This is a genomic window from Rhodococcus sp. 852002-51564_SCH6189132-a (assembly GCF_001665495.1).
Lineage (GTDB): Bacteria > Actinomycetota > Actinomycetes > Mycobacteriales > Mycobacteriaceae > Rhodococcus > Rhodococcus pyridinivorans.
In genome coordinates this window covers 174,321-198,449 of sequence record NZ_LZMJ01000037.1, presented here as the reverse complement: position 1 = coordinate 198,449, position 24,129 = coordinate 174,321, and the positions used below count along the sequence as shown (strand labels likewise).

At 67.8% G+C, this 24,129-nt stretch carries 23 protein-coding genes and 1 tRNA gene; 10 read left to right on the top strand and 14 right to left on the bottom strand.

All coding sequences use genetic code 11. The features are described from left to right. Positions 1 to 17 precede the first annotated feature (17 nt). Complete coding sequence (locus tag A5767_RS08950; protein ID WP_064852117.1) at positions 18 to 2,330, top strand: M28 family peptidase; 2,313 nt, start codon at positions 18 to 20, stop codon at positions 2,328 to 2,330. A gap of 5 nt (positions 2,331 to 2,335) precedes the next feature. Here A5767_RS08950 and A5767_RS08945 read toward each other — a convergent pair whose 3' ends face one another. After that, on the bottom strand, positions 2,336 to 3,844 hold the full coding sequence (locus tag A5767_RS08945; RefSeq protein ID WP_033096747.1) for a glutamate-cysteine ligase family protein: 1,509 nt from the start codon (positions 3,842 to 3,844) through the stop codon (positions 2,336 to 2,338). 109 nt (positions 3,845 to 3,953) lie between these two features. Beyond that, positions 3,954 to 4,775 (bottom strand): M23 family metallopeptidase, encoded by an 822-nt coding sequence (locus A5767_RS08940; protein ID WP_033096748.1) that lies wholly within the window; start codon positions 4,773 to 4,775, stop codon positions 3,954 to 3,956. A gap of 236 nt (positions 4,776 to 5,011) precedes the next feature. Between A5767_RS08940 and A5767_RS08935 the strand changes: the two genes are divergently transcribed. Beyond that, positions 5,012 to 5,084, top strand: a tRNA-Arg gene (locus tag A5767_RS08935). A gap of 170 nt (positions 5,085 to 5,254) precedes the next feature. Next, positions 5,255 to 6,070 carry a DUF5602 domain-containing protein gene (locus A5767_RS08930; protein WP_019289869.1) on the top strand — a complete coding sequence of 272 codons (816 nt, stop codon included), beginning with the start codon at positions 5,255 to 5,257 and terminating at the stop codon, positions 6,068 to 6,070. A 21-nt stretch (positions 6,071 to 6,091) separates the two neighbouring features. Here the strand turns inward: A5767_RS08930 and A5767_RS08925 are convergent, their stop codons facing one another. Next, positions 6,092 to 6,463, bottom strand: a complete 372-nt coding sequence (locus A5767_RS08925; protein WP_231913151.1) for a VOC family protein — start codon at positions 6,461 to 6,463, stop codon at positions 6,092 to 6,094. A gap of 99 nt (positions 6,464 to 6,562) precedes the next feature. Here A5767_RS08925 and A5767_RS08920 point away from each other — a divergent pair, with 99 nt between their 5' ends. From A5767_RS08920 to A5767_RS08910, 3 genes are all read left to right on the top strand, one after another. After that, complete coding sequence (locus tag A5767_RS08920) at positions 6,563 to 7,546, top strand: helix-turn-helix transcriptional regulator (RefSeq protein ID WP_064852116.1); 984 nt, start codon at positions 6,563 to 6,565, stop codon at positions 7,544 to 7,546. A 55-nt stretch (positions 7,547 to 7,601) separates the two neighbouring features. After that, positions 7,602 to 8,375 carry an amidohydrolase family protein gene (locus tag A5767_RS08915; RefSeq protein ID WP_064852115.1) on the top strand — a complete coding sequence of 258 codons (774 nt, stop codon included), beginning with the start codon at positions 7,602 to 7,604 and terminating at the stop codon, positions 8,373 to 8,375. A 94-nt stretch (positions 8,376 to 8,469) separates the two neighbouring features. Beyond that, positions 8,470 to 8,922, top strand: a complete 453-nt coding sequence (locus A5767_RS08910; protein WP_033096752.1) for a hypothetical protein — start codon at positions 8,470 to 8,472, stop codon at positions 8,920 to 8,922. A gap of 68 nt (positions 8,923 to 8,990) precedes the next feature. Here the strand turns inward: A5767_RS08910 and A5767_RS08905 are convergent, their stop codons facing one another. From A5767_RS08905 to A5767_RS08880, 5 genes are all read right to left on the bottom strand, one after another. Continuing rightward, positions 8,991 to 9,320: a YnfA family protein gene (locus A5767_RS08905; RefSeq protein WP_006551592.1), complete on the bottom strand. Its 330-nt coding sequence runs from the start codon at positions 9,318 to 9,320 to the stop codon at positions 8,991 to 8,993. Positions 9,321 to 9,331: 11 nt separating this feature from the next. Next, on the bottom strand, positions 9,332 to 10,345 hold the full coding sequence (locus tag A5767_RS08900) for a hypothetical protein (RefSeq protein ID WP_082937638.1): 1,014 nt from the start codon (positions 10,343 to 10,345) through the stop codon (positions 9,332 to 9,334). Beyond that, positions 10,342 to 11,286, bottom strand: coding sequence for an ATP-binding protein (locus tag A5767_RS08895; protein ID WP_082937636.1), 945 nt, complete (start codon positions 11,284 to 11,286; stop codon positions 10,342 to 10,344). The genes A5767_RS08900 and A5767_RS08895 overlap by 4 nt, the downstream gene beginning before the upstream one ends. Positions 11,287 to 12,140: 854 nt before the next feature. Further along, entirely contained in the window at positions 12,141 to 12,818 is a 678-nt protein-coding gene (locus tag A5767_RS08885; protein ID WP_064852111.1) for a response regulator transcription factor, read from the bottom strand. Positions 12,819 to 12,861: 43 nt separating this feature from the next. Further along, the gene (locus A5767_RS08880; RefSeq protein ID WP_064852110.1) at positions 12,862 to 15,216 is read right to left on the bottom strand and encodes an ATP-dependent DNA ligase; all 2,355 of its coding nucleotides are present in this window, start codon (positions 15,214 to 15,216) and stop codon (positions 12,862 to 12,864) included. Positions 15,217 to 15,419: 203 nt separating this feature from the next. Here A5767_RS08880 and A5767_RS08875 point away from each other — a divergent pair, with 203 nt between their 5' ends. Both A5767_RS08875 and A5767_RS08870 read left to right on the top strand, forming a co-directional pair. Further along, complete coding sequence (locus tag A5767_RS08875) at positions 15,420 to 16,091, top strand: GAF and ANTAR domain-containing protein (RefSeq protein ID WP_064852135.1); 672 nt, start codon at positions 15,420 to 15,422, stop codon at positions 16,089 to 16,091. A 7-nt stretch (positions 16,092 to 16,098) separates the two neighbouring features. After that, on the top strand, positions 16,099 to 16,533 hold the full coding sequence (locus A5767_RS08870; protein WP_064852109.1) for a hypothetical protein: 435 nt from the start codon (positions 16,099 to 16,101) through the stop codon (positions 16,531 to 16,533). A 293-nt stretch (positions 16,534 to 16,826) separates the two neighbouring features. On the opposite strand, the gene A5767_RS22560 is transcribed toward A5767_RS08870, so the two are convergent. The 3 genes from A5767_RS22560 to A5767_RS08855 form a co-directional block, all read right to left on the bottom strand. After that, positions 16,827 to 17,399 carry a helix-turn-helix domain-containing protein gene (locus A5767_RS22560; protein ID WP_231913150.1) on the bottom strand — a complete coding sequence of 191 codons (573 nt, stop codon included), beginning with the start codon at positions 17,397 to 17,399 and terminating at the stop codon, positions 16,827 to 16,829. A 103-nt stretch (positions 17,400 to 17,502) separates the two neighbouring features. After that, positions 17,503 to 17,703 carry a cold-shock protein gene (locus tag A5767_RS08860; protein WP_016695737.1) on the bottom strand — a complete coding sequence of 67 codons (201 nt, stop codon included), beginning with the start codon at positions 17,701 to 17,703 and terminating at the stop codon, positions 17,503 to 17,505. Between the two features lie 311 nt (positions 17,704 to 18,014). Next, on the bottom strand, positions 18,015 to 19,817 hold the full coding sequence (locus A5767_RS08855; RefSeq protein ID WP_006551602.1) for a glycoside hydrolase family 15 protein: 1,803 nt from the start codon (positions 19,815 to 19,817) through the stop codon (positions 18,015 to 18,017). A gap of 208 nt (positions 19,818 to 20,025) precedes the next feature. On the opposite strand from A5767_RS08855, the gene A5767_RS08850 reads away from it, so the two are divergent. Continuing rightward, positions 20,026 to 21,390: an MFS transporter gene (locus tag A5767_RS08850; protein ID WP_231913149.1), complete on the top strand. Its 1,365-nt coding sequence runs from the start codon at positions 20,026 to 20,028 to the stop codon at positions 21,388 to 21,390. Between the two features lie 80 nt (positions 21,391 to 21,470). Here A5767_RS08850 and A5767_RS08845 read toward each other — a convergent pair whose 3' ends face one another. The 3 genes from A5767_RS08845 to A5767_RS08835 all read right to left on the bottom strand — a co-directional run bounded on the left by A5767_RS08845 (position 21,471) and on the right by A5767_RS08835 (position 22,536). Then, complete coding sequence (locus A5767_RS08845; RefSeq protein WP_006551603.1) at positions 21,471 to 21,677, bottom strand: hypothetical protein; 207 nt, start codon at positions 21,675 to 21,677, stop codon at positions 21,471 to 21,473. 74 nt (positions 21,678 to 21,751) lie between these two features. Further along, positions 21,752 to 22,054, bottom strand: a complete 303-nt coding sequence (locus A5767_RS08840; protein WP_033096945.1) for an SHOCT domain-containing protein — start codon at positions 22,052 to 22,054, stop codon at positions 21,752 to 21,754. A gap of 32 nt (positions 22,055 to 22,086) precedes the next feature. Further along, entirely contained in the window at positions 22,087 to 22,536 is a 450-nt protein-coding gene (locus A5767_RS08835) for a DUF6325 family protein (RefSeq protein WP_006551605.1), read from the bottom strand. 198 nt (positions 22,537 to 22,734) lie between these two features. Here A5767_RS08835 and A5767_RS08830 point away from each other — a divergent pair, with 198 nt between their 5' ends. After that, a complete protein-coding gene (locus tag A5767_RS08830; RefSeq protein WP_064852108.1) occupies positions 22,735 to 24,126 on the top strand; it encodes a hypothetical protein in 1,392 nt (463 codons plus the stop codon). Positions 24,127 to 24,129: the final 3 nt, after the last annotated feature.

The following is a 24,129-nucleotide window of genomic DNA, read 5'->3' as shown; positions in this document are numbered from 1 at the left end:
GCGGCTAGGCTGCACCCATGGACTCCGCCGCGGCTGTTCGTCACCCGGCCCCGTCCCCGCGTAGCCGATTTCAGGCACTGGGTAGCAGTGTCCTCGCGCTGATCGGAGTCCTTCTCGTGGCGGGCCTGGTCGCACTGTTCCCCGGGTCCGACGAGCCGCTCGGAACAGACGCTCCCGCCGACGTCTTCAGCGCCGCCCGCGCCGGCGAACACATCGACGCGATCGCCACCGGTCCACGACCGCTCGGGTCGACCGCCCACGCCGATGCCCGCGACCATCTCGTCGCAGCCCTGGAGGAACTCGGGTGGTCCACCCGCGTCGACTCCGGTGTCGGATGGATGGCGCGGTCCGGCGAGGCGACCCAGCGCGGCGCCCGCGTGCAGAACATCGTGGCGACACGAGCCGGTACCGATCCCACCGGCACCGTCGTGCTCGCCGCGCACTACGACACGGTCCGGGGCTCTCCCGGCGCGGGCGACGACGGGATCGGCGTCGGCACGGTCCTCGAGATCGCTCGTGCGATCGAGTCCGGTCCTCCCCCGCGGAACGACGTCGTCGTCCTGCTCACCGACGGTGAGGAGAACGGTCTGCTCGGCGCCCACCGGTTCGTGGGCACGGAGTCCGTCCGGGCGGGTCCGGTCGTCGTGCTCAACCACGAGGCCCGCGGGAACGCCGGTACGCCGACGACCTTCCGGATCACCTCACCGAACGGCGTCCTGATCGACAGCCTGGCGGGGGCACCGGGAGCGAACGCCGACTCCCTCACCGAACTGATCTTCGAGGCGCTGCCGAACGACACCGATTTCCGCCGCTTCGCCGAGCACGGCCACCACGCCCTCGACACCGCGATCTCCGCGGGATCGGCGTACTACCACAGCCCTCTCGACACCCCCGACCGTCTCAGCCGGACGTCGCTGCAGCACATGGGCGACACCTCCCTCGCGACCGCCCGTACGCTCGCCGGATCCGATCTCACGACGGTCGACGACGGCGGCGACCAGGTGGTGACGACCGCGCCCTGGGGACTTCTCCACGTGCCGCGCTGGGCCGAGGTCGTCGGGGCGATCGCGCTGGCCGGCATCGTGGGGGCGATCGTCGTGCTGCGGGTGCGCCGCGGCCAGACGTCGGCCTGGCAGGCCGGCGCTGCCGTGGCCGTGTCGCTGCTCGCCGCCGTCCTCGCGGCGGGCGCAGCGTGGCTGCCGTGGTGGATCGTGCAGACCGTCGATCCGGGCATGGCCGCGCCGGTCGCCGACGAGCCCTACCGGCCGGGTGTCTTCCAGTTCGCGGCGGTCGTCGCGGCCCTCGGTGTCCTGCTGGTCGCGCGATCGTGGTGGGGTCGCGGCCGTCCGGCCGCCGCGCTCACGTGCGGAGCGTTCACGCTCGTCGCGGTGCTCGCGCTCGCCGGTATCCCCTTCGCCGGTGTGCCGCTGACAATGCTCGTACTCGTCCTGCCGGCGGCGCTGGGTCTGCTGGTGGCGCTGCTTCTCCCACAGGACGACACGGTGTGGCCGCTCGTCGCGATCACGCTGGGCGCGCTCGGGTCGCTGATCTTCGGCCTGCCCGCCGTGTTGGTGTCGTTCGACGCCGGACTCCTCTACGGGGCACCGGTGGCCGGTCTGTTCGTCGCATTCACGTTCGCCGCGGTACTCCCGCTGTGCGAGCCGTTCGCGTCGACCAGCCGCGGGCTCGTCGTCTCCGCGACCGGCACGATCGCGATCGTCGTGGTGGGCACGCTGCTCGCCGGCTACCTCAACCGGGACGGGGCGACCGATCCCCGGCAGGAATACCTCTGGTACTCGCTCGACGCCGATCGGGGTGCCGCGGTGTGGGGATCGCCGGACGGCCCGAGATCCGACTGGAGCGAAGGGCTGCTCACCACCGGTCCCGAATCGCTCCCCACCGCCTTCCCGTGGCGGGAGCACCGGCCGATGTACCACGGGCCCGCTCCGGTCGCCGACCTCGAGGCGCCCGAGGTCGAGATCCTCGAGGACACGACCGGCGGAAGCGCCCGGAAGATACGACTGCGGTTGAGCTCACCGAGGAACGCCCAGGCTGTCGGGTTGTGGATCGACAACACCACCGCCCACGTCCACGGCGCGACGGTGGACGGCTTCCGCGCCGAACCGTCCGACGACTTCGGTTTCCTGTTCTGGGCTCCCGGCGCCGACGGGATCCAGGTCGAGCTGACGTTGAGCATGCTCGAGAGCCGCCTAGGCGTCCGCGTCGCCGATCTCGGTGACGATCTCGGCGAAGTAGCCGGCTTCGAGCCACCCGCGGATCGCGTCGTCGTCCAGCCGACGGTGGCCGTGACGCGGACCCTACAACTGTAGGGCCGTCACTCCCACTCGTGAGCGGGAGTACCCGAGGCCATGTTCTGCACGTAGTCCTTCATCATCCCGAGCAGGGCGGTGCGACGGTTCTCGCCGGCAGCCTCGCGTCGGGCCACCTGCCGTCGTTGCCACGCCGCCCCGGTCTGCCGAGTCAGTGCACGCCCCTCGACGATGCCGAGATAGCGGTCGCGGACCGCCGCCGACAGTCCGTATGCCTCGAGGCCCTGGTGCGCAAGCGGCAACAGGCACCGCAGCACGAGTTCGTCGGCGCCGACCCATCCGGTGCGCGGCCAGTACAGCTTCGCGTCGAGACCGAACTTCGCACCGAGCACGAGGTTCCGCTCGGCGGCGTCGAAGCTGAGGTCGCGCCAGAGCGGCTCGTCGGCGTCGGTGAGGGCGCGCAGCGTCCCGTAGTAGAAGGCGGCGTTGGCCATGGTGTCGAGGACGGTCGGTCCTGCAGGGAGCACACGGTTCTCGACGCGCAGGTGCGGATGGCCGTCGCTGATGTCGTAGACGGGCCGGTTCCACCGGTAGATGGTGCCGTTGTGCATCTGCAGTTCGCGCAGTTCGGGAATCCGGCCGGCGTCGAGTTCGGCCATCGGATCGACGTCCGAGACCTCCGGAAGGAGAGCCGTGAAGTAGTGGGAGTTCTCCTCGAACAGGTCGAGGACGGAGTCGATCCACCGCTCACCGAACCACACGCGGGGACGGACACCCTGGTTCCGCAGTTCGAGCGGACGCGTGTCAGTGGCCTGCGCGAACAACGGGATCCGGCTCTCGTGCCACAGCGCCTTGCCGGCGAGGAAGGGCGAGTTCGCCGCGAGCGCGACCTGCGCTCCGGCCAGGCACTGGGCGGCGTTCCAGTGCGTCGCGAAATCTTCGGGGGCGATCCGCAGGTGCAGCTGCAGGGACGTGCAGGCAGCCTCGGGGACCACCGAATTCATGTCTGCACGAAGGGTTTCCACGACATCAGTGCCGGGCAACGGCACACCGTCGAGATCGAGTTCGATGTCCTCGCCGCGCGCCGCGAAGATCTGCTCGTTGAGCGCTTCGTAGCGGGGATTGGCGGTGATCCGGCCCCGTTCGAGATCGTCGAGTTCGAGCGTGGGCAGCATGCCGATCATGACCAGCTGCGCGTCGTGCAGGTGCATCCGCTCGTCGGCGCGCCGCAGCGACGACCGCAGCGACTCTTCGAGTTCGAAGGGTTCGTCGCCGGTGAGACGTCGTGGCTCGACGTTCATCTCGACGTTGAACTGGCCGAGTTCGGTCTGGAAGACCGCGTGATCGTCGATCGCCTGGAGTACCTCGAGGTTCGACATCGCGGGCGACATGTCGTCGCGGACGAGGTTGAACTCGATCTCCATGCCGAGATGCGGTTCGGGTGACGAGTGCACGTCGACGAAGACGTCCTCTCGAAGCATCCGCTCGAGCGCCTTCATGCAGTCGCGAACCTTGCTCCGGAACATCCGCCGGTCTTCCCCGGTGAACGAACGTGCGGATATCTCAGCTCCCAATGGAACCCCCGGGTCGGCGCGCGGTCTGTCGAGCCAAGCCTAGCGCGCGCTCATGCTGGCGGTGGGATCGACGGCGTGCCGTCGGGTGGGATCGAACACTGCGGTGGGATCAGACGGCGCGGTAGCCGCCCCAGTCGGTGACGACGCCGCGATCGCTCAGCCACGCGTTGGGGTTGATCTTGGTTCCTTCGGTGTCCCAGACCTCGAAGTGCAGGTGCGGTCCGGTGGACCAGCCCTCGTTGCCGACGGTGGCGATCTGCTGGCCGGCGTTGACACGCTGACCCGCCGAGACCTGGTAGGTGCTCACGTGACCGTAGACGGCGGTGGTGCCGTCGTCGTTGAGGACGCGGACCCACTGGCCGAAGCCGGAAGCCGGTCCGGCGTCGAGGACCGTGCCGTTGGCCGCGGACTTGATGGGCGTTCCGATCGGGGCTGCGATGTCGATGCCGCCGTGGTGGGCGCCCCAGCGCGGACCCCAGTCGGAGGTGAGGGTGCCGGAGACGGGCTGGACGGCGGAGGGAGAAGCCGGGTTGAGCTGGTCGAGCCAGCTGGGACCCGAGAACTGATCGAGGAAGCCGGTGACCTCGGCCGGAAGCTCGGGTGCGTCCTGCTCGGCCGGGGTGGTGATGCCGGGGATGGCCGGGATCTCGACACCCTCGGGCAGCAGGCCCGCGGGGAGCTCGAAGGGCAGGCTGGGCGCGGGGGCCTCGGCCTGGACGTGGTCGTGGCCGGGATGCGCGGCAGCGGTGCCGGCGCCGATCTGCGAGCCGACGGCGAAGAAGGCGCCCGTGGCAGCGGCGACGGTGGCGGCCTTGACCGGAGCGGACGTACCGGTGGGTTCTACGCGGTGACGGCCCTTGCCGGAGAAGGGCGCGCCAATCGTCTCGAGGTCGAATGCTTCGTCTTCGCGTGTGCGCTGATGGCGTCCCACAGTGTGTCCCTTGTTTCGTCCCGACTTCGACCGGGTATCCCCCCGGCCGCTCCTGGCGACCCAAGGTAACAAAACGGTATAGGGAAAGGCCAGTGTTACCTTTCCTTGATCTCAATCGGCGGGAACATGCAGGTCGTACGCCCGGCCCCGAGAGCCTAGAGAACGGGCGCTTGGTTACGGCACGCGCCCGGCGGCTACACTCACAACGCGCCAAGGTCGGCTTCGCCCGGCCGGACGCCTCCGTAGCTCAGGGGATAGAGCACCGCTCTCCTAAAGCGGGTGTCGCAGGTTCGAATCCTGCCGGGGGCACACATCGGGTCCGCCGGCTCCGCGAGCACTCCCGGACCCCACCCCCGGAACGTCACGGGCACCGTCCCGTCCACGCATCACAGTTCGATCTAGTCAGCCCTCCACCGTTCGCGCGACAGTTAGCATCCACAACGACGCCGCTCGACGACGACGGAAATCGAGGACCCCGCATGGACATTCGGCCTCGTGCCCGACATCTCGCCGTGATCGTCTCGGCGGCGGTCCTCGGATTGTTCGTCACTCCCGCTCCCGCAGGAGCCGGGGGAGTCTCCGGCCTGGTCGAAGGACCCGCTCATCCCGTCGGGGCGGGCAACGCCCGCACGTACGTCACCGTCGACGAGGCGGGCACGCCGGCCACCATCGGGGTGCGACTCGATGCGGCGGCCCTCGACGACCTGCCCGGTGCGCTGCTGCCGGTCACCGAGGCCTACGTGCTCGAGTTGCCCGAGGAGGCGGCCGCCACCGCGTTCGACCACGTCACGGTCGACTGGAACTCGCACGGCCACGACCCCCAGCACGGCTTCGACGTCCCGCACTTCGACGTCCACTTCTATCTCCTGGATCGGCCCACGGTGGAGTCGATCCATCCCTTCGCCCCCGGCTACATCCCGGCCGCGGCCCGCGTGCCCGACCCGCGTTACATACCGGAGGGGTACGCACCGTCCGGGGATCCGCTGACGTCGACCGTCGCGGGCATGGGACTGCACTGGGTGGACACCACCGAGTCGGAGCACGATCCGGCGGCGGGACACCACCTCACCGAGACCGTGCTCTACGGCACGTGGGACGGACGGCAGGCGTTCATCGAACCCATGCTGAGCCGGGAGTGGCTCGCGACGCGGCCGGCGCACCACGAGGAACTCCGACTGCCCGAGGCGTACCACCGCGAGGGCCTCTACCCCACCACCTACTCCGTGTGGTGGGACGAGGCGTCGCAGACGTACACGGTCGAACTCGGTGGGCTCACGATGCGCGAGGCGTCGTAGGCCGGTCGGTCGAGCGGAGGCTCAGTCCAGCGGGGAGACGCGGATGAGGTTCCCGTCCGGGTCCGAGACCACGAACGTCCGCCCGAACACCTCGTCGTGCGGCGCCTCCACGACCGTCACCCCCTTACCGGCCCACTCGTCGTGGATCGCATCGACGGCGGCGGTCGAGCCCGGCACCATCAGGCCCACCTCGGAGAACCGCGGAGCGGTCGCATCCACGGTCTCCGCGCGACCCGACCACAGTGCGAACAGCACTCCCGGCGCCACTTCGAAGGAGACGTAGCGCGGGGTCGTCATCTGCGGGGTCATGGCGAACAGGTCGCTGTAGAAGCGGGTCGCGCGTTCGACGTCGGTCACGTAGATCAGGAACAGGTTGGGCGACGACACGGTCATCGGTCCCTCCTTCCGGTAGGCGGTGAAGGCTTCGAGGACTACCGTGACACCGAAACCCGACAGTTCCTGTCGTGTTTTCGAAAGGAGATCGCGCATCCGATGAACCGGCCGCAGCGGTTGCTGAGCATGCTGGTCGTCCTGCAGGCCCGCAGCCGGGTCACGGCCGCCGAACTCGCGGAGGAGTTCGGCGTCTCCGAGCGCACCGTGTTGCGCGATGTGGAAACGCTTGCTGCTGCGGACCTTCCGGTGGTCGCCGAACGCGGCAGATACGGCGGCATCGTGATGCTCCCCGGCCGGCAGACCGACCTGAACCGGCTCAACGCGTCCGAGGTGGATGTCCTGCGCGCCCTGGGTGTCGACATGGGCCGGGCCCGCCAACTCGGTGTCGACGCCGCCGCGCGGGACGCCGTCCACAAGCTCACCGCACGCGCCCGGCGCACGCCCTCCACCGCACGCGAGAACGACCTGCTGCCACTGACCGAGGTGGTCACCGTCGACAATCGGGGATGGTTCGCCACCGAGGACCGGGCCGACGTCGCTGCCCTCACCCGCGACCTGCGGCGCGGACGGCAACTCGCCATCACGTACCGGTCGAGCGGACATCGCGACGAACGCGAGATCGTCGTCGATCCCTACGGTGTGCTCTCCCGCGCCGGCCGTTGGTATCTCGTGGCGGACGACGAGGGGCGACCACGACTGTTCGCACTGACCCGCCTGAGTGCGTGGACAGTGCTCGACCGGCCGCGCCGCCTGTCCCCCGGCCGCACCCTGCCCGCCCTGGCACGCGAACTCGGCGACGCACTCGAACGACGCGAGGACGTCGTCGTCACCGCCGATCTCGCGGCGAACCGCCTCGATCTCGCCCGGCGCATCCTCGGTGCCCGCCTGCGCGGGAGCACCGCAGGGCCGCGACCGGACGTCTCGCGGATCACGGTGGCCTACGACTCGATCGACGGTGTGCGGCAACTGCTGCAGTTCGGTGAGCACATCGAGATCGTCGGGCCACCCGAGGCACGGAACCTCGTGGCGGAACTGGCCGAATCCCTCCTCCGCCGTCACACCGCGCATCGCCGCCGCGAGTGAACTCCCGCTGATCCGAACCCTGTTCCGCTCGGACCGGGCTTCCTATCGTGGGGAGATGCTCGACGCCCACCTGCACATCATCGATCCGCGTTTCCCCCTCGTCGAGAACGACGGCTATCTGCCCGAACCGTTCACCGTCGACGACTATCTCGCGCGGGTCGCGCATCTGGGTGTCACCGGAGGCACGGTGGTGTCAGGGTCGTTCCAGGCCTTCGACCACGGCTATCTCCTCGACGCGCTCGACCGGCTCGGGCCCACTTTCGTCGGCGTCGTACAACTTCCGGCCACCGCCTCGGACGACGAGATCACCCGGCTCGACGCGGCGGGAGTGCGGGCCGTGCGATTCAACGTCCGCCGTGGCGGATCAGCGGCACTGTCCGACCTCGACCGGCTCGCCCGGCGGGTCCACGATCTCGTCGGCTGGCACGCCGAGTTGTACATCGATTCGCGCGATCTGGCCGAGCTGCACACCACGATCGCGGCACTGCCCTCCGTCTCCGTCGACCACCTGGGACTGTCGCAGGACGGCTTGCCGTCACTGTTGCGGCTGGTGGAGAGCGGTATCCACGTGAAGGCAACAGGGTTCGGGCGCGTCGATCTCCCGGTGGCCGACGCGCTTCGCGCCGTTGCCGATGTGAGTCCCGGGGCACTCGTGTTCGGCACCGACCTGCCGTCGACCCGCGCACCGCGACCGTTCCGGGACAGCGACATCACCCTCGTCGAGGACGTGTTCGGCGACGAGCTCTCCGACGCGGTACTGCGCCGCAATGCTTCCGAGCTGTATCGGATCGAGACCGAAACCGCTCCTGGGTCTTCGGTGTCTCGATAGACTCACGCTCGTCATCGGTGCGCGGGACGCGCCGCGGTGTTCCTCGCTGCGGTCGGCTCCCGGACGTGACCTTCCCTTTCCGAGGAGCAGCACCATGCCTGCACTGCGAATTCCACGTCGAGTTCTCGCCCTGGCGGCACCCGTCGCCGCCGCAATCGCATTCACCGGTGTGGCCACCGCTGCACCCCCTCAGCCTCTGGGCACGGCGATCACCATCGGCTGCATCAACCAGGGCAGCCTGGCGTCGTTCACCTCGGTCACGGCGCAACCCGGACCGGACGAGGGCATCCCCGGCGGCCACGTCCTGTTCTCCACACGGGAGGCCCTGTGGCCGGTCCCGGCAGCGGGGCAGGTCAGCGTCGCATGGCTCAACCGCAACAACGGCCGCACCGGCATCGTCGATCTGGTCGGTGCGTACCCGAACCTGTCGACCCTGGTCGACACCGGTCCGGGCGAGGTCGTGGCGACGGTCTTCGGTTCGGTGAATCTCGGCAGTGGACCGCTGTGCAACTCGACCCCCGCAGTCGGCAGCGTCGTGGTGCCGTGACGCCCGGACGAGGCATCCGGCCGAGTTGTGCCGTATGCCTCGTCACCGAGGTGGTGCCGGATGCGTCGTCACCTGGGTGAATACATGATGATGGCAACGCCGGCAAGGCACACGAGCGCGCCCGCGACATCCCACCGATCCGGCCGGAAGCCGTCCATCACCATGCCCCACACCAGGGAACCCGCCACGAACACACCGCCGTACGCCGCGAGGATGCGACCGAAGTTCGCGTCGGGCTGGAGTGTGGCGACGAAACCGTAAGCGCCGAGAGCGATCACGCCCAGGCCCATCCAGATCCAGCCGCGGTGTTCGCGCACGCCCTGCCACACCAGCCACGCGCCGCCGATCTCGAACAGGGCGGCAACGGCGAACAGCAGCAACGACTTCAGCACGGTCACGAGGTGTGACTCTAACCCTGCGACGCCTTGCCCAGCTCGATGCGGCGCACGGAGTCCCCCCGCACGAGGATCGTCACGAGGGCCCGGCGTCCCGGAGGCAGGACCCGCACCGTGACGGAACCGTGTGACACCGAGTCGAGTTCGTCGGCGACCGCACGGCGGAGGCGGGCCTGTTCGTCGGGGTGTACCCCGTCCAGGCCGTGATCGTCGAGCATCACCACGTCCACGCCTCGTCGGCGCGCGGCGTCGGCCGCCTCGACGACCTGGGGGTCCTGCACGGCCGGCGCTCGAAGCCCGTCCCGCAGACGTGCTTCGAGCAGCACACCGGTGCGCCGCTCCCCCGCGTCGAGCAGCTCCCCGGTCGCGATGCGTTCGAGCAGGGGCCGGGCCAGGGAGTCGAGCCGGTCGAGCTGCGCGTCGCGCTCCTCGAGCGCTGCAGCCGAGGCCGCCTGTTCTGCGCTGCGTTGCAACGACATCGCACGCAGCAGGTAGATGGATCCGGCGAGGGGTCGCAGGGTGAAGGCGAAGAAGGTGGACATGAGGACCGGGGCGGCGTTGACGAGCGACAGCGACAGGCCGGAGCCGATCCCCTGTCCAGTGGCGTAGGTCCAGAAGGTCGCGGTCGCGATCATGCAGGCCAACCCGATCCACGCCGCGAGCGTGCGTCCGCGCACGCACATGAAGGTGAAGACGACCGTGGACATCCCGAGCGGCCAGGTCGCGATGCCTCCCGGAGACGGCACCGGCAGCACCGAGAACACGAGCGCCGACGAGACCGTCCCGGTGGCGGCAAGCAGGATCGTCGCCGGCATCGGCAGCGGGTCGCCCGGAACGGTGATGAGGGTGAACGCCGCGAACGTGCACACGAGCACGGCGAGGGCGGGAGGCCAGCTCGCGGACGTGTGCTCGGCCCCGAACGCCGCCAGCACGAGGCAGACCAGGGCATAGAGGCTCACGAGCACACGTGCGGCGGTGGTGCGCATCCCCAGCAGGTCGCGCACGTCGCGGGTAGGTTCGACGGTCACGGCGCGCGACGCTCGGCCGGATCGCACCAGTGCAGCGTCACCGTCGTGCCCGCGGGACCCGAGGTGATCTCCGAGTCGCCCCCGGCCATGCCGCGCATGCGTCCGTGGATGCTCGCGCGGATGCCCATCCGGTAGGGGTCGATCTGGGCGGGGTCGAATCCGTGGCCGTCGTCGCGGACGACCACCCGGACCGATCCGGGCCCGAGGTCGACGTGCACGGCCCGCTGCGTGCCCGGGCCGGCGTGGCGCACGCTGTTCCGCACGGCCTCGGCCAGTGCGGCTGCGACCGCTCTGATCACGTCGGCCGGGTAGTGCGGTCCGGCATCGGTGCTCGTCGTGGTCGTGAACTCGACGTCCTCGTCGACCTCGGAGGCTGCCGAGCGGAACTGGGCTGCCACCCGGTCGGCGTCGAAGCTGCTCTCGGTGTCGTCGCCGCGCCGCAGGGAGTCGAACATCTCCAGCGCACGACGGGCCTGGGCCGCGACGGGACCGTCGGATGCGCCGCGACCCGAGGCGAGCAGAGTGGACATCACCCGGTCGTGGACGAGTGCATCGAACCGCTCGCGTTCGACCGTCCTGGCCGCGGCCGCCGCTGCTGCGACGACGGATCTCTCCGTGTCCGCGACAGTGGAGTCGAGGACGTCGCCCGTGCGGAAGGCGACGATCGCCGCGGCGGCGAAGACCCCGCAGAACATGAGCGCGAACGCGAGTTCCGGGACGAAGCGGTATCCCGTCGTGGTGTTCACCAGCAGATAGTTGGTGGTCTGCACGACGAGCACCACCACCGTGAGGTAGGCGAGCGCCGTCCGCGGCCGCCACGCTGCCGCCGCGGACAGTGTTGCGTACCGCCTCGGCGAGGGCAGCGGCGGTCGCGCGCGCGGGTTCGGGTGGGAACGCAACGTCGCCGGATCCCGGGGCGACACGGCCGGTGAAGACGACATCCTCGTCGGCCTCGGTCGCCGCCGATCGGAGCCGCGCCACGACCGCGGCGGCGTCGAGCGCCGACTCCCGATCGGTGCCGCGCCGCAACTCGTCGAGTTCGGCGACCGCTCGTTCGGCCTGCTCGACGAGCGACTCTCGGGGTGCGTTGCGTGACACCGCCAGCAGGGTGGACATCACGCGGTCGTGGACCAGGGCATCGAACCGTGCGCGCTCGGCGTTCCGTGCTTCCGCTGAGGCCGCGGCGGCCGCCGTGGCCTGGGTGGCAGCGATGGTCTCGTCGAGGGTGCGGCCGGTGCCGAGTCCCACCACCGCGGCCGCGAGGAAGACCGTGCAGAAGACGAACGCGAACGCCAGGTCGGGTGCCAGGAAGTATCCGAAGGGGGCGTCGCGGACGAGGTGATTCGCGCACTGCGCGAGCAGAACCACGAGGATCATGTGGACGAACGCCCGCCGGGGTCTCCACGCGACCGCCGCCGCGAGCGACGCGAGGCCGGGAAAGGCAGTGAACCACAACGACTGGTCCTGCGGGATCTGCGTCCCGTTCCACGCCACGAACCACAATGCGACCATCACGACGTAGGCGAGCGCATTGACGGTCGCGGTCCGCTGCATCCACACCGTGCCGCGGAACGAGGCGAAGCCCAGCGCGACCCCGGATCCGAACATGAGGACGGCCGCGGTGGGAGTCCACCACCACGCGACGAGTGCCGACACTTCGAGGATCTCCGGCACGAGCAACGCGAAGTAGCAGAGATATCCGATCGCGACGAATCGCGCGAACATCCGGAGAAGTCGGTCGGCAGCCGCCGTGCTGCGATCGTGCGACTTCTCCCCGGTGTCCCCGGCCGGCTCGTCAGCGACGGCGGACATCCGACCGTTCGGGCATCGGCAGCCACCCGTCCTCGACGGCACGTTTGTACAGATCCGTCTTCGTGGGTGCGGGACGACCTGCCTCCGCGTACTTCTGGCGGATCCGCTGCAGGTAGTCGTTGACGGTCTGCGGAGCGAGACCCGTCAGCCGGGCGACCCGGTCGAGCTTCTCCCCCGACGCATACAGTTCGAGCACTTCGAGCTGCCGCGGACTCAGGCCGACATCGTCGAGTTCGGGATCACCGTCGATCGCCGCGGCCCACTCGGTGCTCGCGACCTGCCCTCCGGCGGCGGCCACGCGGATCGCCTCGATCACCACGGCCGCGGGCTCGGATTTCCGCACCACCCCGAGCACACCGGCGCGGGCGGCCGAACGCAGCAGATACGGGTTCTCGGCGCCGTTGAAGACCAGGGTCTCGAGGCCCGCCGCGCGCAGCTGCTCGACGTTGCTCTTCGGGGAGGATCCGTCGGACAGGCGCAGGTCGAGAACGGCGAGGTCGAGGTCGGTGACCTGCTCGAGCAGACCCGAGACGGTGGTGGCGGTACCTGCGAGCTCGAGATCGGGTTGATCGGCGAGCATCGCTGCGAACCCGAGCGCGACCGACTCGTGATCCTCGACCAAACCGATCCGACGGACGACGCCACGCGAGCCCTCGGCCATTGATGCCTCCCCTAATGCCCGATCACCCGACTTCGAACGAACGTTAGCAGTCAGCGCCTGTTTCCTCTTCTCGCACCACACTCGACGCGTCCACATCGTCGCGCAGACCACGCCAGCTCGCGTGCCGCACCCGGTCTCCTTCCGTCCATCCTCCGAACCGCACCTCCCCCACGAGTTCGGGCCGCAACCACACCGCATCGCGGCGTTCGGCGGCCGGCACTTCGTTCGCGAACGGGTTCGTGCGGCTCGTGCGCCCCTTCACAGCCTTCGCCACCGACAGGAGCGTCTCGTCATCGAAACCGGTGCCGACCTTGCCGACGTACACGAACTCACCGTCGTCGTCGTAGACGCCGAGCAGCAGGGAGCCGAAGGTCGAGGCACGGTTGCCGTTGCCACGGCGGTATCCGCCGAGCACGACGGTCTGGGTGAGCCAGTTCTTCGATTTGATCCATCCGGCGCCGCGCTTGCCCGGCAGATACACGGAGTCCCGGCGTTTGGCGACCACGCCCTCCCAGTTCTTCGCGCGGCTGCACGCGAGAGCCTTCGAGCCGTCACCCGGGAGCAGATCCGGGACGATCAGTCCGTCCGTGGCAGCGGCGAGCGCCTCGAGGACCCGTCGGCGATCGTCGTAGGTCTTGCGCAGCAGCGACACCCCGTCGAGATACAGCACGTCGAACACGCGGTACTCGTAGTTCACGCCCCGCTGCAGCATCGAGAAGCTCGTCACCCCGGAGCGGTCGACGGCGACGATCTCCCCGTCGAGCACCGCCCGGTGACCGTCGAGGATCGTCGCGAGTTCGACGAGCTTCCGGTAGTCGCCGGTGACATCGCGACCGGATCGGCTGCGGAGCCTGACGGTGCCGTCCTCGATCTCCGCGATGGCGCGGTATCCGTCCCATTTGCCTTCGAACGCCCAGTCTTCGGCGTCGAGACCCGAGACGTCACCGGAGGTCGCGAGCATGGGCGCGAGATCGCGCGGGAAGGCCTTGGACCCCGACGATCCGACGAGGGAGGCCGGATCGGCATCGGACGACTCGGTGCTCGGCGACGACTGGTCCTTCATGCGGTGCGCCAGCCACTGGTTCTTCTCGGTGCGGATCAGCGCGTACCGTCCCTCGATCCGGTCGCCGTGGAACCGCACGATCACCTCGTCGTCCCGCCACTTCTCGGTCTCGTAGGTGCCGGTGTCCCACACGGTCATGCTGCCGGCGCCGTATTCGCCCTTCGGGATCGTCCCGTGGAAGGTCAGGTACTCGATCGGGTGGTCCTCGGTCCGTACCGCGAGATTGTTGCGCCCCGAGGTGTCCGGCAGGTTCTTCGGTACGGCCCACGACGCCAGCACACCGTCGCGTTCGAGCCTCAGGTCGTAGTGCAGGCGACGCGCGTGGTGCTCCTGGATGACGAACCTGTTGCCGGGGCCGTCGTCGGGGACGCGGTCGGGTACCGGTTCCGGGGTGCGCGACGCGTCGCGCTTGCCGCGGTAGGTGTCCAGGGCGTCGCCGCCGGACACGGTCTTGCCGCCGGACACAGCCTTGCCGAGGGGCGGGTCGAGACCGGCGAGCAGGTCCCCGAACTCCTCGATGCGGGCGAGGACCTCCCGGAACTGCAGTTGCGCGAGGTCGGGGTCGTCGATTTCGTCCCAGCTGCGCGGCGCCGCCACCCACGGCTCGTCGCGACCGCGCAGCGAGTACGGCGCGACCGTCGTCTTGGAACTGTTGTTCTGGCTCCAGTCGACGAAGACCTTGCCCTCGCGCGCCGATTTCGCCATCGTCGCGGTCACCAGGTCGGGAAGGGTGGTCTCGAGATTGCGCGCGACCTGCTTCGCGACCTTCGACGCCCCCGACGACGACAGCATCCGATCGAGCGGGACGTACAGGTGGATGCCCTTGCTGCCGCTGGTGACCGGATAGGCCGACCACCCGAGTTCGGCGACGGTGTCGCGCACGTGGCGCGCGACCTCCCCGCACTCGGCCAGGCCCACGCCGGGCCCCGGGTCGAGGTCGAAGACGATGCGGGTCGCGGGTCCGGCCTTCTCTCCGTCGAAACGCCACTGGTGCACGTGGAGTTCGAGGGCTGCCTGTTGCCCGAGCCAGACGAGCCCGGCGGCGGAATCGAACAGCGGGTAGGTGACCCGCCGGTCCTTGTGATGCAGGGTGCGACGGTCGAGCCAGGCCGGTGCGTGGTCGGGGAGGTTCTTCTCGAAGAAGGACTGTTCGCCGACACCGTTCGGCCACCGATTACGGGTCGCTGCCCGGCCGACGATATGGGGAAGCATCGCCTCGGCGACGGCTTCGTAGTACTCGACGACCTCGCCCTTCGTCGTCCCGGTGCTCGGATACAGCACCTTGTCGAGGTTGGTCAGGGTGATGCGGTGACCACCGATCGTCCGGGTCGGCATACTCCGGATTCTGCCAATCCGGGCACGTTCCGGTGGGATGTCGCACCGAGCGGTCGGGATGGTACGTCCACGAACGTCGATGCTCGGGAGCGGGTAGCGTCGAGGCATCGGAAGATGCACGAGGGTGCGTTCGGGCAGGAGGTGGGATATGACGGGAGTCGCATGATCCGACTCCCGATGCATGGGCCGCGGTGTTCGCCCGCATGGCCGGAGTGTTGCTGTCCGAACAGACCGTGGCCACCGTGCTCGAGCTGATCACCTCGCTGGCGAAGGACACACTGCCCGACACGGACGGCTCGGGAATCACTCTCGTCGACGACGAGAGCAACCGGTCTACTTCCGCCGCGACCGGAAAGATGGTCGAACGTCTCGACGCGTTGCAGTACGAGCTCGGTGACGGTCCCTGTCTGGCGGCGATCCGTGACGGCGTGCCGGTGCGCGTGGACGACTTCCGAGAGGAGCAGCGCTGGCCGGAATGGTCCAGGTGGGCTGCAGAGATGGGAATGTCGTCGTCGCTGAGCGTTCCCCTGCAGTACGCGGGCGAGATCATGGGCGCACTGAAGGTTTATTCCACACGCCCGCGTGTCTATACGGCAGACAGTGAGGACATCCTCGGCCGCTTCGCCGAGCAGGCCGCGATCCTGCTGGCGAACATGCACACTCTGACCGAAGCCGAAGCACTCAACGAGCGGTTGCTTCGGGCCCTGCGCGACCGGGACCTGATCGCTACTGCCAAAGGAATCGTGATGCTGCGCGAGAACATCGATGCCGATCGTGCTGTGCAGCCATTGCTCGAATTGTCTACACAGCGGCGCATCACCGTACGGGAGGTGGCAGCGGAGATAGTCGCGTCGACCTACAACGAAACAGTTTGAGGTCGCAATGCACTTTCTCCCCGACGGGGAACACCGTCACAGATTCCTCGCTGCGCTCCGTGTCGCCGGACTGGGTGTGGAGGAGTTGTGGCTGCGCTACTTCGCCCTCGGGGGCGAAGTGGGAAGGGTCGAGATCGAGGCGTATCTGAACGGATTGTTGCCGCTTCCCTGCCTGCAGCACGATCTGATCGCCCATACGATCAACGAACGTCTCGACGAGATCGCCCCACCGCGTGCACCGTATTCGGCCGAACTCCCCGTGTCTCTTCCCGAAGGAAACGGAGTACACGGGAAGGACGATCCTGAAGGCGTCGATTCTCACGCTTCGGGGGAAATCGATTCTCCCGGCGCGAACGACGAGGTCGATGCGGAAGCCTCGGGAAACGACGTCGACGAGGAGCCCGGGAGATCACAGGACCCGGAGCCGGATCCCGACATATAACGTACTGACAGCACCGAAACCCTGCCACCCGAGCAGGGGGAATGGGCGACAGGGTTCGGCATCGCCTGGGTGGCCTACCTCGAATCCACCCGGCGGCGGTGATCGTCCGTGCAGGGGGTGACAGGCGATCACCGATGTTCCGAGCATACGCCGAAATGTCATCACCAGGGCCGAATGTGGGCACTCGGAGTACTGCCGGCGGGGCAGGTCGACAGATCCAACCCCCTGCGTCGGAAGTCTCGCGCCCCGCCGGCAGCGTCGAGAGCGAACACATCGTTCGCTTTCGGTACAGTCTATTCGTCTTCTGCAGGATCGGCAGTAGTTCGATCGGACCACCGCGCGTCCGACCGGGTCATGCGAGGGGATCTGCCATAGACGGACCGGTACTGCGTCGCGAATCGTCCGGGCGACGAGAAGCCCCACCGCGCAGCGATCGACGCGACCGTCTCACATTGTGGGTCGGCGGCCTGCAACTCCCGATGAGCCCGCTCGAGACGCACCGAACGAAGGTATCGGGTGGGCGTCGTATGGAGGTGGCGCACGAAGTCGTACCGCAGAGCGCGGGCTCCGACCCCCGCAGCAGCCACGATGTCCGCCAACCTGATGGGACGAGCCGCTTCGGACTCGATGAAGGCGACGGCCTTCCGTAGACCGGAAGGCGCGGACGCGGCGTCCAGCACCACTCGGATCTCGGGGGGTTCACCTGCTCGACCCGAAGTGAGCACGTCCTCCGCGAACTGCGCCATCGACACGGCGGCGTGACGGGAGGCCTGGAGCAACGTCTCCTTCGCCTGCTCGGCATCGAGTCCGTACCGCTCCATCAGCACGCCCGTGGCCCGCTCGATTGCGGCTCGGGAGGCCCACACCTGCTCCTCGGTCGGAGTCGCAGCATGAATGTGGGTCTCCTCCGCCCTCTCGTTCGCCCGTGTGTCCATTACTCGATCACACACCATCCGAGCGTCCCGTATGTCAGCACACCTGCACGTTGACCGCCTGTCGTCCGAAGATCCCGTAACCGATCTCGAAACGGACCCGTTGGCCCCCGGTCAGGAAGCGGTAGCCGCTTCCGTCGATCTGCGAGTAGTGCACCAGGATCTCCGTACCGTCGTCGTCACGGATGAACCCGTGACCCAGACCGGCGTCGAACCACAGCACAACACCATGTTCCATTGTCGCTCCCCTGCCACCGTTCGCGTTGTCCCGACGGAGCAGCGACGCGGAAGCGTATCCCCTGCGCTCCCGAGAGCCCCTCTGCACCTGTCATTGAAACGTGCTCGGCGAGTCCGGGGAAGTGCCCGCGCCGAATCGGTGACATTCGTACGATTTCTACCGGTTCCCAAGCGCATCAATGTAGTTCGTTCGATGTACAGACACCGACGAACACGGGGCGTATCCGGGTTGCACGTACCCCCAGGATACATACAGCACGCACGGTTGTGGGCGAATATCCCACGGACACATGACATTCGTAGGGAGCCGGATCAGACGGCCGGAGCTCCGTCGACAGGATCCGCTCCATGCGCCCGTTCGGCGACGGTGATCGCACAGGCCGCGCCGACGAGGGTGAGGTGACTGAATGCCTGGGGGAAGTTGCCGACCTGCCGTCCCGCCTGCACGTCGTACTCTTCGGCGAGCAGTCCGAGATCGTTGGCGAGTCCGAGCAACCGCTCGAACAATGCGCGGGCCTCGTCGACCCGGCCGTTGAGCGCCAATGCACTCACCAACCAGAACGAGCAGGCCAGGAACTGGCCTTCGTCTCCCGGAAGCCCGTCGTCGGTGTGCGTCGTGGAATACCTGGACACGAAGCCGTCGCGACCGAGTTCGTTCCGGATCGCGTCGATCGTGGAGGTGACCCGGTCGTCGGTCGGAGGCAGGAAGCCGACGAGCGGGATGAGCAGCACACTGGCATCGAGTTCCGCGGAACCGTAGTACTGCGTGAACGTGCCGCGGACCGGGTCGTATCCACGTTCGCAGATCTCGTGGTGGATCTCGTCGCGGGTCCGCTTCCACCGTTCGAGAGGAGCGTCGAGCCCGAACCCCTCCGCGAGCCGGACGGCACGATCGAAGACGACCCAGGCCATCACCTTGGATTGTGTGAAATCCCGGCGGGGACCGCGTGTTTCCCAGATCCCGTCGTCGGGTTCCCGCCAGATCTTCTCGACGTGCTCGATCACCGCCTGCCATCGGGGCCACATGTGCGCCTCGATCCTGCCGAGTGCCTCGGCCCCCTTGTACGCCACGCTGAGGACTTCGCCGTACACATCGAGTTGGAACTGTTCGGCAGCGGCGTTACCGACCCGCACAGGTGCCGACCCTTCATAACCGGGCAGATGATCCACCTCGAACTCGGTCAGCCGGCGTTCGCCCCTGATCCCGTACATGATCTGGATATCGGCCGGATCACCCGTCCCCACCCGGAGCAGGAAGTCACGGAAGGCCAGGGCCTCGGAGGTGTATCCGCCGGCGAGCAGCGCCTCGAGTGCCAGCACCGAGTCGCGCAGCCAGCAGTATCTATAGTCCCAATTGCGTACCCCGCCGAGAGCTTCGGGCAGGGAAGTGGTCGGGGCCGCCACGATCGCGCCGGTCGTCTCGTCGGTCATCCCTTTGAGGACGATCAGAGACCGGATCACCTCGTCGCGATACGCCCCCTTGTAGGTGCACCGGCCGGTCCACTCGCGCCACCACTCCACGGTACGCGCGAGCGCGGATTCGGCATCCTCGACGACGGGGGCCGGTTCGAAGGATGCGTACCGGTCCAGAGCGAATCGGTATCGGCCGCTCTCCACGGCGACGAACTCGGATTCGACGGTCCCGGCACGGATCTCCAACGGTACCGTCGTGCACAGATGGAAGGCATCCGGGCCGGCCGTCGCGACGGCACCGTCGGCCACCGCCTCGACCCATGGAGTGACGGCCGCATAGTCGGGACGCAAGGACAGATGCATCCGCATCGGCACCCGACCGCGCAGACCCTGGACGATGCGGACCAACCGAGGCGGACCCGACCCCCGGCGAGGCATGAAGTCGATCAGGCGGACGGCACCGTCCGCGGTCTCGAAGTCGGTCTCGAGCACCAGGGTGCCGTCGGCGTAGCGGCGGTTCACCGCCGCGGGTTCCGCCTCGGGCGCGACGAGCCAGCGTCCGTGCTCCGGGCCGCCGAGCAGAGCCGCGAAACACGATCCGGAGTCGAAGGCGGGCATGCACAGCCAGTCGATCGAGCCGTTCCGGCCGACGAGCGCGGAGGTCTGCAGGTCACCGATGAAGCCGTAGTCCTCGAGAAGCATGGCGGTACCCCCGCGAGAAGAGGAGTCGAGTCCTTCGATCCTCCTCTGGTCTCGGATGCGAGGTCAAGGTCACGGTTTCGACTCGTCGACGCCACTGTGCACCACCGCGGTGGATCATGACGTGCAGAGTTTCGGCGACGTCCTTCGCGACGGGAAGTACGAGATGACCGACAATCCGGTGGCGAGACCGTCCGCCCCCATCCGGCGAATGTTGCTTCCACTCGCCCTCGCTCAGTTCATCTGCAGTTTCGCAGGTTCGAACATGAACGTGATGATCAACGACATCAGCGTCGATCTGGACACCACGGTGCAAGGCGTCCAGACCGCGATCACCGTGTTCCTTCTGGTCATGGCGGCGTTCATGATTCCGGGTGGGAAGCTGACGGATCGATGGGGTCGCAAGCGATGTTTCGTCGCCGGGCTCATCCTGTACGGCGTGGGAGCCCTCCTGAGTGCGGCAGCACCGGGTCTGGGAATCCTGATCCTGGGCAACTCGATCTTCGAAGGAATCGGCACCGCACTGCTGATCCCACCCGTCTATATCCTCACGACGATGCTCTTCACCGACATGAAGTCCCGGGCACGGGCCTTCGGCGTGATCACCGGTATGGGTGGGATCGGCGCCGCGGCGGGGCCGTTGATCGGTGGATTGATCACCACCGCGATCGACTGGCGGGCTGCCTTCGTCTTCCAGGCACTGATCGTCGCCGCCATCGTCGTTCTGAGCCGAGGGCTCGAGGATCCCCTGCCCCCGGATCCGACCACACCCTTCGACGGGATCGGTGCCGTCCTGTCCGCCGCGGGTCTCGTCTGTATCGTCATGGGGATTCTCCAGGCGGACAACGCACTCTCGGTGTCCGCTACCCTCATCGGCATCGGAATCCTGCTCGTCGTCGGGTTCTTCCTACACGTACGGCGGTTCGAACGAGCCGGCAGAGTGCCACTACTGTCGACCGACCTGTTCCGCAACCGCACGTCGAATCTCGCGCTCGTCACCCAGAACATCCAGTGGCTGCTATTGATGGGTGTCGCTTTCGTCGTCTCGGCATTCCTGCAAGTGGTCCGCGGCTACAACGCGATCGAGACCGGCGTCATCTTCACCGCGTCCACCGCCGGCATCCTCGGTGCCTCGTTACTGGCGGAACGGTTGGCCGACAGGCATTCACAGCGCGCTCTCATCATGAGCGGCTTCGTCGTCACCCTCGCCGGCATCGTGGTTCTGCTCCTGTTGGTGCGTGCGTGGACCAGCGCATGGGCGTTCGCTCCTGGCCTGTTACTCATCGGCGTCGGGCTGGGTGCGATGCTCACTCCCTCCGTCAACGTCGTGCAGTCGGCGTTCCCGGAGGAACAGCAGGGTGAGATCTCGGGTCTGTCGCGCTGCGTGTCCAATCTGGGTTCGTCCCTGGGCACTGCCGTGGCAGGTACCGTCCTCGTCGTCGGTCTCGCCACTCCGGACCGTTCGTATGCGGCCGCGATGATCGTGCTGGCATGCATCGGGCTCGTCGGACTCGTTGCGTCCGCTCTCCTTCCCGCGACCTCGAGTGCCACGCCTTCCGCCTCCGGAGCACAGTGACGACCGTGTCGTGAGGAGAGGGCCGGAAACATTCGGGATACGTTCTCTCTCAATACTTTCAATGCATGACCGGTACGAGCTCAGGTCGACGGTGGCCAGCGGGTCGACCAGTTCTCCGGCTCGACCTCCCCGACGTCCACGTCGTGCCCGAAGAGCTCACGGGCGAGCACACGCGCACGATCCCGTACCTCCGCCGAGGTGAGTTCGTCCGCGAGCACCAACGACAGCCTCGCCAGACGGTCGGCCGGCTCGCCGGTCCGGTGTACCGTGCACCTCCAGTCGCCCACGAGCCCGGTCCCATCGCATCGATCGTCGCGTCGGAACGGTCGTAGTCACTCGAACCGGATGCCGCACTCGTATTTCAGGATGCGAGAATTCGCGCCTTCTCCCTCTCGAACTCGGCCTCGGTGAGCACGCCCTGGGCCTTCAGTTCGGCGAGGTCCTTCAGCGCGGCGATGCGGTCCGTTCCACCCGGAGGTGGGGCGGCCGGAGGAGGCGTGGGCACGGGTTCGGGTTCGGGCGCGTACTGCGCCGGACGACCGTAGACGGCCTGCCCCTGCGATGCCCATCGCTCTCCCTGTCGACGGGAGACGCGGTTGGAGACTGCCGTCGCCGTCCCGGCCACGACTGCAGTGCGAGCCACCCCGCGGAGTAATCCTGGCATGTCGATCTCCTCCTGTATTTCGTTCGCTCGAATCACATTTCGACGTCGAGCTTCTCCAGCGAAGCCAGGATGCTCTGAACCGGGATACGCCCGGACGCGACGAGTTCGGCGCCGTTGCGACGCAGTGCCCGCGCCAGCGGAGCAGCCCAGGTGTTCTCGTAGACGAGCACGGCCGCCGAGCAGCCCGGCTCGAGCGCGGCCCCCGCTTCGTCGAAATCGGTGTCGCCGAGCAGGCCCGACGACGCCTCCGCGAACAACGTCACGTCGACTTCTCCTTCGAGTCCGACCTCGGAGATGTCGATCCCGGCGACCGAACCGTCGGTGTCCTTGCGGACGAACGCGAGATCGAGTACCCGGATGATGCCTCGCTCGACGAGGTCGAGCAGCAGCGGTAGAGCAGAGCCGTTCGGTGGTCGGTCGGCGGGGAATTCGATGACGAGATAGTCGACCGGGCCCATCTCGTCGATATCCGAATCGGTCACCTGAAGCCTCGTTTCGATGAAAGATCGTTCACGGAAGCCGGGAGCCGACTTCCGTCGGTGTCGTCGAGAACAGATCCCCCTTCCCGTCGAGTATGACCGCCCGACGGCCACTTCTGAAGCAAATAGGGTCCAAATTTCCTGCCGGACCGATCCCATCGGCGCATACTGGATCCGGCCCCGAAAGGGGGCGATGCAGGGATGACCACGAACATCGGCGCGGGCGGTGAAGAGCCCCGACCGGGCCGGCTGAGCGACGACGAACGCGCCGAACTCGACCGGTTGCGTGCGGAGGTCGCCACGCTTCGGGAGCGAGCCGCTGTCGGGGTCGAGCCCGTTCCCGAGCCGCGGCCCGCGAGACACGGATGGCGCTGGGCTGCGGTTGCGCTGCTCACCGTGCTGGTCGCGGTTCTGGCCGTCCTCGCGGTCACCGCACGGTTCGTGCGCAGCGAGATCCTCGACACCGACCGGTACGTGACCACCGTCGCCCCACTGGGCTCGAATCCCGCCGTCCAGACACAGATCGCGAATTCCGTTACCGACGAGATCTTCACGCGCGTCGACGTCGAAGGACTGACGACCGACGCTCTCGTTGCTCTCACCGACGCCGTTCCGGCCACGGAGAACGCGCCGCGCGTCGACCGCGCCGTCGAGGGACTGGCACCGGTGATCACCGGGCAGGCACGAAACTTCGTCAACGAGACGGTGTTGTCGCTCGTGCAGAGCGAGCAGTTCGAGGATCTGTGGATCCAGGCCCACCGCGCCGCCCACAACGCATTGGTTGCGGTCGTGACCGGGAACGTCGGACCGTCGTCGGTGACGGTCGACGATTCGGGCACGGTGAGCATCTCGCTCGGCACGGTGATCGACAACGTGAAGGGACGTCTTCTCGACCGCGGTTTCACGTTCGCCGAGAAGATCCCGAGTGTCGACAAGCAGTTGGTCCTGTTCCGATCACCGGAACTGGTCCGGGCGCAGCGGGCGGTGAACACTCTCGACAACGTTTCGGATGTGCTGCCCTGGATCACCCTCGCCGCTGCTGCCGGCGCAGTCGCCGTCGCGCCGCCGGGCCGTCGCCTACGCGCACTCGCCTTCGTCGGCCTCGCACTGGTTGTAGGAATGTTCGTTCTGGCGGTCGCGCTCATCATCGCTCGATCGCTGTATCTCGACGATGTCCCGCCCGACGTCCTGTCGCCGGAGGCGGCAGCAGCCATCATCGATGCCGTGCTGATGCCGCTGCGGACCAGCCTTCGGGCGGTCGCGGTACTCGGACTGGTGATCGCTCTCGGTGCCTACCTCACCGGTGGCTCGTCCTCCGCCCGGACCGTTCGGCGTGGGCTCGGCCGCAGCCTCGATGCCGTTCAGCGACTGCGACAGCCCCGTTCGCCGAATCCCTTCGAGAAAAACGCTTTCCGCGCCCGCACCGCCATCCGATCGGTCGTCATCGGAGTGGCTGCACTGCTCGTGATGTTCTGGCGTTATCCCACCGGACTCGTGGTCACGCTCATTGTGCTGGGTGCGGTACTGGCACTGCTCGCTCTGGAACTGGTGATCAGGCCCGCGCGCAACCCTGGGAACCCACCGACGACCTGATCG